General features: G+C 32.5%; 19 protein-coding genes and 1 pseudogene. 6 read left to right on the forward strand and 14 right to left on the reverse strand.

Annotation, left to right across the window (positions count from 1 at the left end):
• The first annotated feature begins 351 nt into the window (after positions 1–351).
• Positions 352–624 (forward strand): DNA-binding protein Alba, encoded by a 273-nt coding sequence (gene albA / locus HZC47_01070; protein ID MBI5679480.1) that lies wholly within the window; start codon positions 352–354, stop codon positions 622–624.
• Positions 625–893: 269 nt separating this feature from the next.
• Here albA and HZC47_01075 read toward each other — a convergent pair whose 3' ends face one another.
• The 4 genes from HZC47_01075 to HZC47_01090 are packed head-to-tail and all read right to left on the reverse strand — an operon-like array spanning position 894 to position 4,856.
• Complete coding sequence (locus tag HZC47_01075) at positions 894–2,135, reverse strand: PQQ-binding-like beta-propeller repeat protein (protein MBI5679481.1); 1,242 nt, start codon at positions 2,133–2,135, stop codon at positions 894–896.
• Positions 2,136–2,183: 48 nt separating this feature from the next.
• Positions 2,184–3,386 (reverse strand): ABC-2 transporter permease, encoded by a 1,203-nt coding sequence (locus HZC47_01080; protein MBI5679482.1) that lies wholly within the window; start codon positions 3,384–3,386, stop codon positions 2,184–2,186.
• Positions 3,373–4,470, reverse strand: a complete 1,098-nt coding sequence (locus HZC47_01085) for an ATP-binding cassette domain-containing protein (GenBank protein ID MBI5679483.1) — start codon at positions 4,468–4,470, stop codon at positions 3,373–3,375. Before HZC47_01085 ends, HZC47_01080 begins: the two co-directional genes overlap by 14 nt.
• Complete coding sequence (locus HZC47_01090; protein ID MBI5679484.1) at positions 4,467–4,856, reverse strand: PadR family transcriptional regulator; 390 nt, start codon at positions 4,854–4,856, stop codon at positions 4,467–4,469. Before HZC47_01090 ends, HZC47_01085 begins: the two co-directional genes overlap by 4 nt.
• A 272-nt stretch (positions 4,857–5,128) precedes the next feature.
• Between HZC47_01090 and HZC47_01095 the strand changes: the two genes are divergently transcribed.
• The 3 genes from HZC47_01095 to HZC47_01105 all read left to right on the forward strand — a co-directional run bounded on the left by HZC47_01095 (position 5,129) and on the right by HZC47_01105 (position 7,693).
• The gene (locus HZC47_01095; protein MBI5679485.1) at positions 5,129–5,896 is read left to right on the forward strand and encodes a sugar phosphate isomerase/epimerase; all 768 of its coding nucleotides are present in this window, start codon (positions 5,129–5,131) and stop codon (positions 5,894–5,896) included.
• A gap of 91 nt (positions 5,897–5,987) precedes the next feature.
• The gene (locus HZC47_01100; protein ID MBI5679486.1) at positions 5,988–7,091 is read left to right on the forward strand and encodes a DUF362 domain-containing protein; all 1,104 of its coding nucleotides are present in this window, start codon (positions 5,988–5,990) and stop codon (positions 7,089–7,091) included.
• Between the two features lie 11 nt (positions 7,092–7,102).
• Complete coding sequence (locus HZC47_01105; protein ID MBI5679487.1) at positions 7,103–7,693, forward strand: DUF1211 domain-containing protein; 591 nt, start codon at positions 7,103–7,105, stop codon at positions 7,691–7,693.
• A gap of 10 nt (positions 7,694–7,703) precedes the next feature.
• On the opposite strand, the gene budA is transcribed toward HZC47_01105, so the two are convergent.
• Positions 7,704–8,498, reverse strand: coding sequence for an acetolactate decarboxylase (budA, locus tag HZC47_01110; protein ID MBI5679488.1), 795 nt, complete (start codon positions 8,496–8,498; stop codon positions 7,704–7,706).
• Positions 8,499–8,555: 57 nt separating this feature from the next.
• Positions 8,556–8,693 (reverse strand): hypothetical protein, encoded by a 138-nt coding sequence (locus tag HZC47_01115; GenBank protein ID MBI5679489.1) that lies wholly within the window; start codon positions 8,691–8,693, stop codon positions 8,556–8,558.
• An 81-nt stretch (positions 8,694–8,774) separates the two neighbouring features.
• Here HZC47_01115 and HZC47_01120 point away from each other — a divergent pair, with 81 nt between their 5' ends.
• Positions 8,775–9,428, forward strand: coding sequence for a hypothetical protein (locus HZC47_01120; GenBank protein ID MBI5679490.1), 654 nt, complete (start codon positions 8,775–8,777; stop codon positions 9,426–9,428).
• 39 nt (positions 9,429–9,467) lie between these two features.
• Here the strand turns inward: HZC47_01120 and HZC47_01125 are convergent, their stop codons facing one another.
• On the reverse strand, positions 9,468–10,256 hold the full coding sequence (locus tag HZC47_01125; GenBank protein MBI5679491.1) for an HAD family hydrolase: 789 nt from the start codon (positions 10,254–10,256) through the stop codon (positions 9,468–9,470).
• 526 nt (positions 10,257–10,782) lie between these two features.
• Here HZC47_01125 and HZC47_01130 point away from each other — a divergent pair.
• Entirely contained in the window at positions 10,783–11,229 is a 447-nt protein-coding gene (locus tag HZC47_01130) for a hypothetical protein (GenBank protein ID MBI5679492.1), read from the forward strand.
• 41 nt (positions 11,230–11,270) lie between these two features.
• On the opposite strand, the pseudogene HZC47_01135 reads toward HZC47_01130, so the two are convergent.
• The 7 genes and pseudogenes from HZC47_01135 to HZC47_01165 form a co-directional block, all read right to left on the reverse strand.
• Positions 11,271–11,890 (reverse strand): annotated as a pseudogene (locus HZC47_01135) (LysE family transporter).
• Between the two features lie 132 nt (positions 11,891–12,022).
• Entirely contained in the window at positions 12,023–12,187 is a 165-nt protein-coding gene (locus tag HZC47_01140; protein ID MBI5679493.1) for a hypothetical protein, read from the reverse strand.
• Between the two features lie 44 nt (positions 12,188–12,231).
• On the reverse strand, positions 12,232–13,224 hold the full coding sequence (locus HZC47_01145; protein MBI5679494.1) for an alanine dehydrogenase: 993 nt from the start codon (positions 13,222–13,224) through the stop codon (positions 12,232–12,234).
• Positions 13,225–13,339: 115 nt separating this feature from the next.
• Positions 13,340–13,687 (reverse strand): hypothetical protein, encoded by a 348-nt coding sequence (locus HZC47_01150; protein MBI5679495.1) that lies wholly within the window; start codon positions 13,685–13,687, stop codon positions 13,340–13,342.
• Positions 13,688–13,699: 12 nt separating this feature from the next.
• The gene (locus tag HZC47_01155) at positions 13,700–13,981 is read right to left on the reverse strand and encodes a winged helix-turn-helix transcriptional regulator (protein ID MBI5679496.1); all 282 of its coding nucleotides are present in this window, start codon (positions 13,979–13,981) and stop codon (positions 13,700–13,702) included.
• Positions 13,982–14,102: 121 nt separating this feature from the next.
• Positions 14,103–14,855: a hypothetical protein gene (locus HZC47_01160; protein MBI5679497.1), complete on the reverse strand. Its 753-nt coding sequence runs from the start codon at positions 14,853–14,855 to the stop codon at positions 14,103–14,105.
• 53 nt (positions 14,856–14,908) lie between these two features.
• The gene (locus tag HZC47_01165) at positions 14,909–15,241 is read right to left on the reverse strand and encodes a hypothetical protein (protein MBI5679498.1); all 333 of its coding nucleotides are present in this window, start codon (positions 15,239–15,241) and stop codon (positions 14,909–14,911) included.
• Positions 15,242–15,500 lie beyond the last annotated feature (259 nt).

Here is a 15,500-nt window from a genome sequence, read left to right on the forward strand (position 1 = left end):
AGTTAATATGGGATTTAGTGTTAATTAACTATTTGTTATATGGCATGAAGTTTCAATAAAGGGTATATAAAACATAAATTATATATATTAATTAAATGATTAACTTATATTAATAATGCCCAATGGGCATGGTTATTCTTTGGAGGTTATCAAAATCGAAGATTTTGGAACCTTTCGAAAATCTTCGATTTTCGAAGGCCAGAACACTGTCAAAATTCTTAAATTTTGACGTTGAAGGAAACGGAGTTTCATGAACCGCAAATCAGAAGATTTGAAGGCAGCAAAAAACTTTGTTTTTTACATGCTATGTGTTCGATGGCCCCAAATATTCCATATTTGGAGGTTAAAGTGATGTCAGAGGAAAATGTTGTATACATTGGAAATAAACCTGTAATGAACTATGTTTTAGCGGTTGTGACTCAAATGAACGGCGGATCTAGAGAAGTTATTTTAAAGGCACGTGGAAGAGCTATTAGTAGGGCTGTTGACGTTGCTGAAATTGTAAGAAATAGGTTTATATCAGATGTAGAACTTGGATCTATAGATATATGCACAGAAGAAATCATGAGTAATGAAGGCACAGCAACAAATGTTTCAGCTATTGAAATACAGCTTTGCAAGTAAATTCAACAATATAACTCCAAAAATTGAAACCATTGGGTTTCATTTTTAATTCAATTTTTAATTTATGTTAGTCATATTTTTAGCCTTTAAACTGATTTTTAAGCTAAAAACGAATATATTTTTCTATTAAGAATAAATAATTAAAGTGGCTCTATTTTTGAAATTCAAAACTTATTGTGAGCTTTATTTTAATCGTCATCTAATTTTAAAATAAAAAGTTAGATGGAATATAAGATTCCATCTTTTTTTGCAAATATATACATACTTAATTATTCACTTTTTTTATTCTTACGACTTCTAATCACCCTAAATGCTATCAAAACCACTATTAATCCAATTACAATAGCACCTATGTAGTAGAGATAGACAGGTGTTGGCCCTGATTTTTTCTCGTCATCCAAGGCGTACATATATCCATCACTGCCACCTACATATATGTCATCTCCATAAACTACAGGAGATGAGGTGAAAGGTGAATTAAACAGGTAATAACCTGGTGAATAACTCCATTCTTCTTTGCCGCTGTATTTATTTAGTATGTAAACGGTTCCACTTTCTGAACTGACTACAATGTTGTTTCCCATAAGTGCAGGGGTTGATTTTACATTACCAACGTTCATTGACCATTTTAGTTTTCCATCCCTCATATCCAGACAAGTAACATTGCCATTGTCTGCACCTACGAATAAACTGTTATCATTTGAATCAAGAAGTGCAGAAGATCTTACAGGGTCTCCAAAATTATATGACCATTTAACAGATCCATCAGCTGTGTTTAAGGCATAGAAAACTCCATTATCTGTACCTTCATATAAAACATTTTCCCTAATGGCTGGAGATGATACAACTGCATTTCCAGTGTCAAATTCCCATAATTTTGCGCCATTGGTGTTTAATGCGTATATTTTACCATCGTTTGATCCAAAATAGATATTTCCATTGTAAACTGCAGGAGCTGATTTAACAGTATTTCCACTTTCAAATTCCCATTTGATAGTGCCATTGTTAGCATTTATGGCATATAAACGGTTATCATTTGATCCAACGTATACAACACCATTATCTATGGCGGGTGATGATTCAATGGAATTTCCTGTTTTATATTTCCATACAGAGTCTCCGTTTTTCTTATTTAACGCGTAGAGATAACTGTCCATAGAACCGAAGTATACAACATCTCCGCTTACAACTGGTGAAGATGTAATGTTTCCATTAGTCTTATAATCCCAAACACGTGTGCCGTCATCAAGATTTAATGCATAAAAGATTCCATCTCCTGATCCGAAATATAATATTTTATCAGAAATTGCAGGAGAAGATATTATTGCTCCTTGAGCTTTAAAAAGCCACATTTCTGGAGTAAAATCTGATGCTTCATCTAAATATCCAGTATGGTCTAAATTTTCATGGAACATGGGCCAGTCTGCAGCTGAAACTCCCACTATTGACATTGGAAGTATCATGAAACAAGCCATAACCAATGCTATGAATGAATTCTTTTTTCCAAACATTTTAATCACCTTTAAACAAACAATTCTTTATTAACATTTTATTTTTCCTTATATATCCCTGTTAAACCGGGTAACTCCAAGTGCAAAGAATATTGCTGTAAATCCTAGAAGCACCACTATATCTATCCATACGTCTCCAATACCTGCTCCTTTTAGCATTACTGCCCTTAAAGCATCATTTACATAGGTTAATGGCACAATATATGCTAATTTTTGGAATATCCATGGCATTGTTTCAATTGGGTAGAATACACCTGATACAAACATCATTGGCATTGTAAATGGCATTACCATCTGCATATAATCTTCCTGTGTTGAAACCCTTGCAGATATCATTATTCCAAAACCTACAAAGCACAATGCTCCAAGCATCAAAAGCAGCATCGTTAAAGCCATACTTCCATTTATCACAATTCCAAATAGAACTATAGCTGCTACAATTAATATTAAAGCTCTTACAGTTTCTGTGACCAATTTTGATATTATTTTACCTCCCACAACAGTAGATACACTTGTAGGGGTCATAAATAGTCTTGCAAGTTCTCCTCGTTCTCTTTCACCCGCTAAAGCTTCTCCCATTCCAAACATACATCCAAATAGAACAGTCATACCTATTATGGCAGGTACAAGGAAGTCTATGTACTCGATGTCTCCATACATCTTATTTATCTGGAAGTTAATTGTGTTCATTATGTTCTGGAAGTTAATTGACTGTCCGGTTACCTGAACTGGATTTTGCTGGGCCTTTATAGTAGGTGTTGCAGCTGACTTTGATGTTAAATTCATAGATTGAAGCTTTTGTATACCCAGTTCATTTGATATTTTATTGAATAATGCTTGTGTAGCCGGAAGAACAGCGCTTGTAGCCATTTGATCCGACGAATCAACATCAATTAACACACTCTTGGGTTTAGGGTCCTGCAGATTATCATAGTTCGTAGGTAGAATTATGGCGGCTTTAACCTGTCCATTTTTAACCATTTGCTTTGCTTTATCGGGATCCGTGGTTATCTCTTTAATATCATACAGACTCATCCCCTTCATTGCAGTTAGGGTAGCATCTGTTACTTGGCCGTGACTTTGTTCCACGACAACGACTGGAATATTTTCCAATGTTCCGCCCATACCATAACCAAAAAGGGTTATCATGATTATGGGGAACAAAATTATTGAAATTAAACGTGGTTTATGTCTCCATAAGACCAACAGGTCTTTTTTAAACATCCACATTATCTTTTTAGTCTCCACCATTATTCTCACCTTCCTCTTTCTTTTTAGAGGTAACTCTCATAAAAACATCTTCCAGGGAAGGATCTTTTGTAGCTATGGACGTTATATTTCCACCTTTTTCAATTATATCGGATATAACTTTAGTAAACGAATCTTCTGAGCCTTCAATATCTAATGTTATTCTTCCAGAGCTATGTTCTAAAATTTTATGGACAATAGGCAAACTATTAAGATGATTTAACATTTTTTCGTCCATATTGCTTATAATTAAACTTAATTCCTTGGAATCTCTGCTTTTCTTTTCTATATTCTCTTTAATAATGTTGAGTGCCTTTATATCTTCAGGATCGGTTTCTTTTTGAATTTCATCAACAATTTTAGATATGTTTGATTCTTTAGATGTTTTTTCTTCTTTTTCTTCTTTAATCATGGTATCTTTAAGCCCTTGAGGAGTATCAAAAGCAGCAAGCACACCTTGATTTATTATACCTACATCATCACAGAGAAGTTCTACTTCGTACATATCGTGGGAACACAATATAATTGTACGGCCTTCAGAATTCAATTCTTCGACTAAATCCCATAGTACTCTCTTTGTAGTGGGATCTAATCCTATTGTAGGTTCATCTAAGAATAATATTTCAGGTTGATGTATTAAACTCGCAACTACGGAAGCTTTCTGTTTCATACCTCCAGATAGCTGTTTTACAAGCTTATTTTCAGCATATTTAATGTCAACCATTTCCATTAGTTCATCTGCCCTGCTTTCTTTTAGGTCTTTTGAAAGTCCGTAGAAATCTGCACAGAGATTTACATTTTCACGGACTGTAAGATCTCCATAAAGACTTACAAGCTGAGGAACCATTCCTATTTTCTTTCTAACTTCATTTGGATTTTTGATGATATCATATCCTGCAACATTAGCAGTTCCAGAAGTTGCTAGAATAAGACAGGTTAACATTTTTATAGTGGTTGTTTTTCCAGCACCGTTTGGACCTAAAAATCCGAATATACTATTATTCTTGATTTTCATCTCCAGAGCATCAACTGCAAAAAAATCACCATACTTTTTTGTAAGATCAAATGTTTCTATAGCGTATTTCATAAATTTAGCTCCTTATCTCCTTTTTCAGTGAACATATCTCTCATGAATTCTACCCACATGCTGGATTTATTCTTTTGAGCGAATTGAGCCATTACTTTGAATCTGGAAATAGTTTCTTCACCTTCTTGGGTTATTTCGTAATATTTCACTTTTCTCTTTCCATGATGTTCCCAGGATCCTTTTATTAGTTTATTTTTTTCTAGATCATGCAGTACGGGATAAATCTTACTGGCACTGGGCATTTTACTCTCATAAGGGGAAGATTCATGGAGTTTAGTCATTATTTCGTATCCATGCTGTCTTTTTTTGCTTATAAGCCACAGAATCAAAGTATTAGCAAAACCGCGCATCACGCCTTTCATGAGCTTTTGTTCGTATTCAGACATGCTTTTGAAGATTTCATCACTTTCATGCATCATTTCATGCATTTTTTCCAGTTCATCGTCTTTAAAACCATTTTTGGGGTCAGATTCATCTGAACCATTCGTTTTTGATGTTTCTTCATCTGCCATTTATTCACCTCACATATATCATTTTAATACATATCGTTTTTGGACATAGTGTATCTTGATATATCAGTTTTATATATAAAATTTTTGGTTATATCAAGAAATGAAATAAAAAAAATAATAAAGGGAAAGGTTATAAAATTAGAATTATGAAACTCGGATTTTCAACTCTGGCCCTCTTTATGAGTTCAATGGAGCAATTTTTAGAAACCGCCTCAAAAGACGGATTTCAATTAATGGAAATACTGTGTGAAGGTCCTTACTGGCCTAGAAATTCATTATTAATGGATAAACGCCAGTTTGAAGTATTTGATTTGTATGATATAGATGTTTTTCTCCATTCACCAACCATTGATCTAAATCCTGCAAGCTTAAATCCAGGAATAAGGGATGAGACATTAAAACAGCTTAAAGAAACAGTTGATTTTGCAGCTAAAATTGGTGCAAATGCCATTACAACTCATCCAGGAATTATCCATAGGTTTGAAGAAAGAGTAAGGAATTATGGAATGCAACATGCAATTGAAACCCTCAGTAAAGCAAATGATTATGCAGAGGAGAGGGGTGTTATATTTTCAGTTGAAAATATGCCAAATAAGCCTGTATATTTCTGTAATAATGCTCAAGAACACCAGTATTTTCTTAAAGAATGTGGAACTCATGCTACAGTAGATACAGGACATGCGAATACATCTCCAAATCCAGCAGACTTTTTTAAAATGAAAAAAATTGCATATTACCATCTAAATGATAATAATGGAGAAAAAGACCAGCATTTAACCCTTGGTGAAGGAACTTTTGATCTATCTCTCTTAAATGGAGTGGATAAAGGTATTATTGAATTAAATAACTATGAAAACATTCTTAAAAGTCGAGATTTACTCATATCCAATGGATTAATCAGAAATATAAATTAAAATAATGTCATGAATATAAAATAAATAATATCATAAAGAATAGGGGAATTTATTCATAATGGGGCTGAAACAATGTATTCTGGTGATATAAATGACAAGTAAAGTGTATTTTTCAGATTTCAGGTCAAAAAGTAGCAAAGATAATAAAATCAGTAAGATTAAAAATCTTTTTAAAGCTGCAGGTTTTGAAAATGTCATTAATAAAAAAGATTTAACTGCAATTAAACTTCATTTCGGTGAAAAAGGAAACGATTCCTATATAAATCCTGTTTTTGTAAGGCAAATCGTTGATAAAGTTAAAGAAACAGGAGCAAAACCTTTTATAACCGACACCAACACACTTTATTATGGAAGCAGACATAATTCAGTTGATCATTTAAAAATAGCAATATTGCATGGCTTTGGTTATGCTGTAACTGGAGCGCCCTTAATAATTGCTGATGGGATAAGGGGAGAAAATGAAGTTGATATTGAAATTAACTTAAAACACTTTAAATCTACTAAAATTGCAGGAGATATTGAAAAATCCGATAGTATGGTTGTTATGTCACATTTTAAAGGACATGGGATGAGTGGATTCGGCGGAGCTGTAAAAAATCTTGCTATGGGCTGTGCATCACCTGCAGGTAAATTAGAACAGCATGAATGTGTCAAACCGGTAATATCAGAAGAATGTATTGGCTGTGGAAAATGTATAGCGGCCTGTCCTGTATCTGCAATGTATTTAGAAGACAATAAATCAGGAATTGATTATGATGCGTGTATTGCCTGTAATAACTGCCTTTTAGTTTGCCCTGAATCAGTAATAGATCTGGATTGGGAAATGATAGGTTCTTTTATTGAGAAAATGACAGAATATGCCTATGGGGCAGTTAAAAACAAACAGAACAAAATTTGCTACATTAATTTCCTCATGGACATCACACCGGAGTGTGACTGTGTTCCATGGAGCGATTCACCAATAGTTCCAGATATTGGGATACTGGCATCTAATGATCCAGTAGCGCTGGATACTGCCAGTTATAATCTTGTAAATGAACAATACGGTTTTAAAGAATCTCTTTTAACTCATAATCATGGAAAAGGAGAAGATAAATTTAAAGGTTTATACCATAAAATTAATGGAAGTATTCAACTGGAATATGGCGAGAAAATAGGACTTGGAAACATGGATTATCAATTAATCAAAATATAGGATAAGATAAAATGGCGTCTCAGTGGGAAACTACTAAACGTATTGAAACGTTGGTAGATGGAATATTTGCAATTGCAATGACTTTACTGGTTTTAAACCTTAGTATTCCTCAGTTAACAGGTTCTGTGCAAGATGCAAATTTACAAGTCGTCTTAATGCATTTAACACCTAAATTATTTACTTATGCTATGAGTTTCATGCTTCTTGCAATATTTTGGAGGGTTAACCATGGCCAGTTTTACTATATTAAAAGGATTAATACGCCTCTTTTATGGATAACTGTAACATGGCTCTTATTTGTTGCGTTGGTTCCTTTCTCAACTTCTTTAACAGGAGAATATGGTCATTTACAATCTGCTCAGATTTTTTTTGACCTTAATTTACTTGCTATAGGATTATTAGCTGCTTTAATATGGTATTACGCTACAGAAAAGAAATTTACAGATAAAAAACTAAGTTTGGAGGATATACATAAAATCAGAAAAATTAACATGCTGCTGCCCACTGCATCATTACTTGCAATTGGATTAACTTTTATATCTCCTTCATGGAGTCCATTAGCTTATGCATCTATCGTTATTACTGAAAGATTTTTTAAATAAAATCAAGCAGTTATACTAATGATAAAGAGTTAAATATATTTAAAATTTCATTTTGAGGTAATTTTAGCTGTAACTTGGATATATATTCAATTTCAACCACTACATTTTGTGGTTCGTATTCGAGTACATGTCCACCTGACTTTTTATCTTGGCTAATGAAATGAAAATGGTATCCTGGAGAATCAATCCCATTTACAGAGTTAGGGCTCCAAAATCCGATCATTGTGCCGTTAATATCGTTAAATTCAAATATTGTCTGATTTTTGAGTACTTCTGTAAGTGGAGGATAAGGTTCGTTTTGTTTAGGAACACTTCTTGCTTTAATATGCTTAAAAACACCTTGGATCTTTATTGCATGGAATTTATTCTTTGAATACAGGGAATTATCTAAATATTGTTGCATTGCACTGTTGTTTAATATGTAATTCACTTTTAATGTTTTATTGGGTTTAAAGAAGGTAACAATGGCAAAAGGAGTTTTTACAGAGGAATTGATAACATAAACGGTTCCATTGGATTTTATTTGATAAAATGTATTGTTAAGTTCAATCATTTCACCATCAAGACCATTTGAAGTACCTATTCCCACATCACCATGATTTTTAAGTTCTTCAAATGTTACAATGCCATTATAATTACCTTTAGAAAAGTATTGGAATGTAGATACTTGAAATAGGATATTTTCGGCATTAAAATTAGTATTAGGTTGTATTTGGGTTTCTAGATCATCATTTTTAGGTGAATAAAAAGCAGCTACTAAGAATAATCCTATTAAAATAGGGATTAACCAATATTTTCTTTCCATGCATTATATTATAAAAAAACAGTTATATAAACTTAAATTTATTTGATGGAATTTAATTTAAAATTCAATGCCCAGTATTTCCTTAATATTATCTACAACAAAATCTGCAGCGTTAAAAACCTTTTGTGGAGTGTTTTCTTTCTTTTGCACAGTTAAAACACTAATATCTGCTTCTTTAAGCGCAAAAATAATCATTATTTGAATTATCTGGGAGTTCCAAACCATGTATACTATGGGTAGAAACTTTTTTATAATAATAAAGTATAAGAGGATAATATGAGTGGAGAATTGATGGGGTTTGTGCTATTTGGTTTAGTTTTAGGTACTATTCTCTTGTATTATGAGGATAGGATGACAACTAAAATGGAACAAATTTTAGGCATTAAAATAAAAAAGTTTGATTGCAAATCTATGGATTGTTACACCTATGAGGGGCTTTCTTGGCTTCTTTTAATATATATCTCCATATTAGCCATCGTTCTATTTTATCCGGTAGTAATTGGTTATAATAATTTTCCTGCTTATATTGGCTTATTATTTTTGTTAATTTATCCACAGGTAGTAATGATTATTCGAAATGGTACTTTTAATGATTATAGTATCCCTTCAGCGCAAAACCCAGTTTATGCAGGCCATAACATGATTAGTGGTGGTCCGGGCTATAATCCTGTTTATTATCTTTTGTTTTCATTTTCAATTGGTTGTGTGTCCACTATTTGGGGTTTTTCCATGCTGAATTTTCCGGATATTCCTGTAAATAAGGGAATTTCTTTAATTGTTATGGGATTGATATTGCAGACCTTTGTGCTTTTCCCGGATGTGATAAATTGGATATCTCCTGTGGATATTAGGACTAAAAAAGGAGTGCAATTAATGAGCGGCGCTACAGTTACTATAGTAATCCTTTTAATGTTTTTAAGAGCTATTTAGAGTATTATCTATTAGAGCCATCCAGAATTTTTATAAATTTTAAAATTCAATGTCCAATATTTCCTTAATATTATCTACAACTACGTCTGCAGCATCAAAAACCTTTTGTGGAGTATTTTCTTCCTGTTGCACAGTTAAAACACCAATATCTGCTTCTTTAAGTGCAAAAACGTCATTTACTCCGTTTCCTACCATCATTACTTTATAATTTTTCTTAAGTCCTTTTATAATCTCTTTTTTATTCCAGCTATTGGCAGTATCAAAAACATTTTCTACTGGAATCCCTGTATATTTAGCAAGCTTTTTAAGAGAAGCTTTCCTATCTCCAGATGCTATAAAAAGGTCTATATCTCTTTTTTGAAGTTCTGCAACCACTGAGGGTACTTCAGGGAATACTTTTCCCCCAGAAGTGATAGTAAATTCAATTTTACTTTTATCTATGGCCACAATAAATCCAGATCCGCTGCATATCTGCACGTTGTATTTTTTAGCTACAACTGCTTTAATTGTATCTTGAATATCACTTACTTTGGATTTATCATCTTTAATGGAATTTAATAACTCTTCTTTTTTGATTTCTGTTGAAGAATAGCTTATATCAATATTTATATTATTCCTTTTGATGAATTCGTATATTGTCTGGTGTGATTTAGCATTTATTATACATTTTGCAGGGTCAGTTTGTAGAACTACAAGTGCCCTTTCTGTATTATTATCTACAATGTCAAGAGAGCTGATATCATCACAAATAATTCCTTTTTCGATATCTTTTAAAGCCCTGTATCTTTCTATGAGGGTTCCTGAATTATCAAATACGATTGCTTTCATTTTATCATTTTTTCATTTATTCTTTTTAATTATTAAAGATGATATTGTCTTTAGCTCTACATAATATTGTAAGGAGGATACATATTTTTCTTTTTCAGTATTTTTTATGGAATTTTCATATAATTTTATTCTGTATTTCTCGTTATTTAAGTATTTACGGGATTTTAATTTCTATTTTCTTCTAAATTGGAATATAATGTTCTAATTTGGCTATTTAGGTTCTATTTATACATGTTTTTACATGTGAATTTAATCACTTATGTGTAATACTATTTATTTTATTTTTATGTTACGTATGTGATTTTAATCACATATTTTTCTATTATAGCTGTGATATTAGTCACATAGTTAATACGAATTTAATCATTTTTATAGCAAAATAGTGATAATTCTCACAAAAACATGATAATTAAATTGTTCTTATAATTGCAAAAAAGTGATATTTTTCACAAATTTACAAAAAAATCTTATTGCAACGTGACCACAACTAGTTATATGTAGAAAGAAAAGAAGGAGGTGTTTGAAAATGAAAATGAAAAAACTTGGAGCATTTTTTGCGGCTTTTCTATTAGTTAGTTCCTTTTTCATTCCAGTTTTCGCGCTAAGTTCACCAGCAGCTACACCTGTAGTAGCAGCAACTCCAAACACCCAAAATATAATAAAAATTAGTGGTTCAGACCCCCAGGTTCATGAATATTTCAACCAAATTGCGGCAACAAAATATGATGTGCAGACCAATAACTGCAAAACTAAATCAGAACAATTTGCTAATTATTTAGTTCAAAATGGAGCAACAGATGTTTACACAGTTGAAGTACAACAGGCCAGTGGTAATATAGGACACGAATATATCCAATGGCAAGGAAAAGTGTATGACCCTACATTCCCAGTTTATGGAATGAGCCAAACAGAATATGATAAAATATTAACAAGCCATGGTCTAACAGGTTTAAAATTTATTAAACAGGTTTAAAATTTATTTACTTTTTTTATTTATATATTAAAACATACTCTTTATAGGATATGTAGAAAATTAATTTGAGATATTACAAAATAAAACCCTAATATAACTAAAAAGATTCCACAAATCATTATTACAGTTTTATATGTTGTATTACTCATTATTTTTGATCCTCTGCTTGAAAAAAAGGATACGGTGCTAAACCATGAAAGAACAGCAGACCAATGGCCAATTAAAAATCCTAAAAGGCCTACAACTCCTGCAAGCATTCGAAATCTCCGATTTCGATGCTTCAAAATTCAAGAATTTTGACAGCTCAAAACATTTTAACATGAAAGCAAAACCAATAGTCGCCCACCAAATAAAAAAATAGGGATTAGAAACACTGGTTATAACTCTCCCAATGAAAGGCCCATATTTATCAAAGGAATCATCATGAAATGATATCTGACAGTTTTTCATTTGATCGTGAAATTTCATAACCCATAAAAAGTAAAACACTTCCACCAATTATGCCTATAATAAGCGCTGCGGGTTGAGAGCCTATGATCCAGCCTAAACCTGCTAAAATGACAATAATAAGTGCTAATTCTGTTGTTATATGGCCTAAAACTATTATGGGCCCTGCAATAAATCCTTTTTTTACAGAATCTGAAATTGTAACAGTTAACATAGGCCCGGGAACCACTGCACCAGATAAACCGACCCAAAATGATGATATAACAAATAAAATAGTTTCAATCAACTAAATCACTACATAATAAACTTAAAAATAAGAAAGTAATATGGCAATAGCCATATTCAATCATCTGCATTCGTTTAAAACTTTCATAATCTCTGAAATATGATAATCAATAGTTTCCATTTGATCTTTGTTTAATGTCTTTGTTCTCATTAAAAACCTAAAACGTTCGAAAACATGTCCCATTTTCCCAAGTACTTCGTTTCTATATATTCTTTCTTCGAACATTCCATCACCAGTATTTAATTTAGTTTCAATGCAAATAAATTTAACTATTCTAAGAAATTAATCCTTTGACCAATGCCATTTTCAAGAGCTTTTTCATATACCTTCCATGCTGTAACAATGTCTTGAACAGCAAGCCCTGTTGAATCAAACACAGTGATGTCATTATCAGATGTTCTACCAGGAATTGCACCAATTATAACATCCCCAATTTTACCAATGATGTCACTTCTTCTAACAAGCTTTTCATGAACAGGTATGTTAATTTCACCACTATGGCTGGCTTGATCCCAGCAATCAATAATAATTTTAGCCTTTTGAAGTATATGGCTGTCTAATTCTTGTTTACCTGGCGCATCAGCACCCATGGCGTTTATATGAGTTCCATCGGCCACCCATTTGGATTTAACAACTGCTTCACGTGCAGGAGTGGTAGTTAAAAGAACATCAGCACCTTGAACAGCTTCTTTTATAGTATCTACTGCCTTTACTTCAATTCCGTATTTTTCAGATGCATATTTAGCAAAATTTTCCCTTTTTTCGCAAGTCCTGCATGAAACTCTAACTTCTTTAATATCCATAACTTCATTTATGGCTTCAAGTCCTGTTGCTGCCTGAACTCCTGCTCCAACCATCCCTAATATTTCAGAATTGTCTCTGGCCAGGTATTTGGTGGCAACACCGGCTGCAGCACCGGTTCTCATGTTTGTAATCCATGTTCCATCCATTACAGAAATTGGAAATCCGGTTTCAGGATTAACAAGCTCAATCATGGCCATTACTGTGGGCAAACCAAATTTTCGAGGATTATCAGGATGTACATTAACGCATTTAACTCCAGATTCGTCCATACCTCGAATAAAACAAGGCATGATTCGGAGATCTCCTTTGAACTTTTTGTAAAAAAGGTATTTTTTAGCAGGCATTTGAACTTTACGTTCAGCATGAACTTTATATGCAGTTTCTACACTCTCAATAATCTCTTTCATGTTTGTAAGTTCTTTAATCTGGCTTTGATTTAGAAGAATTGTTTCATGCATTTTATTTACACCTCAATTAATAGTATTGCTTATTTACTTGTTATAATCTCTTAAGTTCCTTAATGATTACGCAATAAACATTTTTTTTTGAAATAATTTTAATATGAATACTAATTTAAATCCATGTTATCTTCAACAAAACCAATAATGCCCCAAACTCTATAATATTTAAACTTAATACTGGTCCTCCCATTCCAGGGCCATGAAATCCTTCTTTTGATAAAAGGAAGAATATAAAAAGAGCATTTTGCATAATAAGTAAAAATGCAAAAAGGATTAATCCAAGGCTAAAACGTGATTTCAGCTTCCTATAACTGGAAATATAGATAAATAGCAGTATAATAAGTAGCAGAATGTTAGCAACACCTACAAGGGCAGCTATTAAAGCTAATCCTGGATCGTCAATGGGTAAATCTCCTTCAAATTCGTTTTCTCTTCCTCTAAATCCATGTTCTTCTACCATTTAATCACCCCACTAATTTTCACTTATTTCCTGCCATATATGCTTGAAAAGCCCATAATTATCTTCCATCTGCGTTGAAAGAAAATACATGTTCCCATATTTCTCGCCAGAAGATACAATAATGTTATTATCCTTTAAAATAGTGATATGATGTCGCACTGTCTTATAATCCATTTCTAATGTTTTAGCAAGCTGGTTAGCATTATAAGGTCTTTTATGCAGTGTGCTTATAATTCTGGCCCTATTTTCTCCTCCTTTGGTACCAGCAATAAGCCACCAGAGCATTCTTTTCATGGACATCACCAAAATTACGGAAACTTTAATGAAAGTTAGCCAATTCTGGTTTTTGAAGTCCCTAAAAAATATACTTATGGGATGATTCTATAAAAATGAAAACAAAAAAGGAATAAATCCTCTATTTAGAGTTATTTGGAGAATTTAAATTATTTTCATTTTCTGAATCTGATTTAAAGCTGAAAAATACATTAAACATTTTTTTAAATGGCTGCTGGTAAATATGAATGTGAATTAAAGTTCCAACAACCATTAAAATGGCTAATTCTGCATGCCAGAATGTTATGCCCTGATTATAAATTGTGGAAATGCCCATATTAATGAAAACTATGAGTAAAATTCCAGTTACTCCAGTACCAAGATAACCACCCATTAATAGAAGATTCCAAAGTCTTTTGTGTTTTTGTGGTTTTAATATACCTTTACGGAAAAGATAATATGTAAAAAGATATGCTCCTATGATTAGCAGAGTTACAGGCAGTACATGGTAATTTGAACCGTCAATATTTGAAGAAGTACCATCTAAACTTCCCGAACTTGGATCTTGAACTGTTGTAGTTGTATTTGCATAATCAGAGCTTCCATTTTGAATATCAGATCCTCCACTACTTCCTGTGGCTGTATTTTGAGAACTATGTGTACTGCTTTGAGAACTGGAATGGGTGGTAGAATTGGTAGGTGTAGCGGCAACTGATTGGGAAAGATCACATATCCCATCACCATTTAAATCAATATAACGGCCGCATTGGCCTGGAAAAGGATCACTAACTAAACCATAGGGACATCCTCCTGCGCATGCTCCTGTCATTGTGGATGCTGCAATAATGGGTACAGTTATGGCAGTTCCTATAATTTTTTCTTTATTATTGGGGATGTAATGCTCCAGAGAAGATTTTAGCTTATTTACATTATCTATTATTTTCTTTTTCATGCATCCACCTTCTTTGAACTTCCAAAGAACATTCTTTTAGTTCCCTTCAAGTAGGTATGATGATGGAATACTGTGACTAAAACCAGGGTAATTCCAAGTTCAACATGCCAGTACATCAGCCCAAAACTGATGGGTAGAGTTATTCCCAGTTCTAATAAAATCAGGAGTAAAAATCCAGCTCCACCAGATACTAAAAACGCGAATCCGATTATAAAGTTCCAGATGTTTACATGAATTGATTTTTTAATTAAATTGCCCTTGTAAAGTGCATAAGTACCTAAATATCCTCCAATGAAAGGTACTGATGGTAATATTATTTCATAAACCATAAATTATCCTCGCTTATTATTATTTTTAAACCTTCAGGATGTTTTTTTATTAGATTAAAATAGCTTTAGTTAATAAAAATAGTTTTTCCAGAATTACTGCCAATTTTATACCTACCATCTACCAAATCTCTACCAATTTGAATAATGATGAATTTAATAAAAACAAAGATTATATTTAAATCCAAATAGTAAAGGAAATATTTATTTTGAGTTTAAAAACTTTAATACATTAAATATAAATCCGATATCCTAGAATATT

Origin of the sequence: Methanobacterium sp., assembly GCA_016222945.1 — an archaeon.
GTDB lineage: Archaea > Methanobacteriota > Methanobacteria > Methanobacteriales > Methanobacteriaceae > Methanobacterium_D.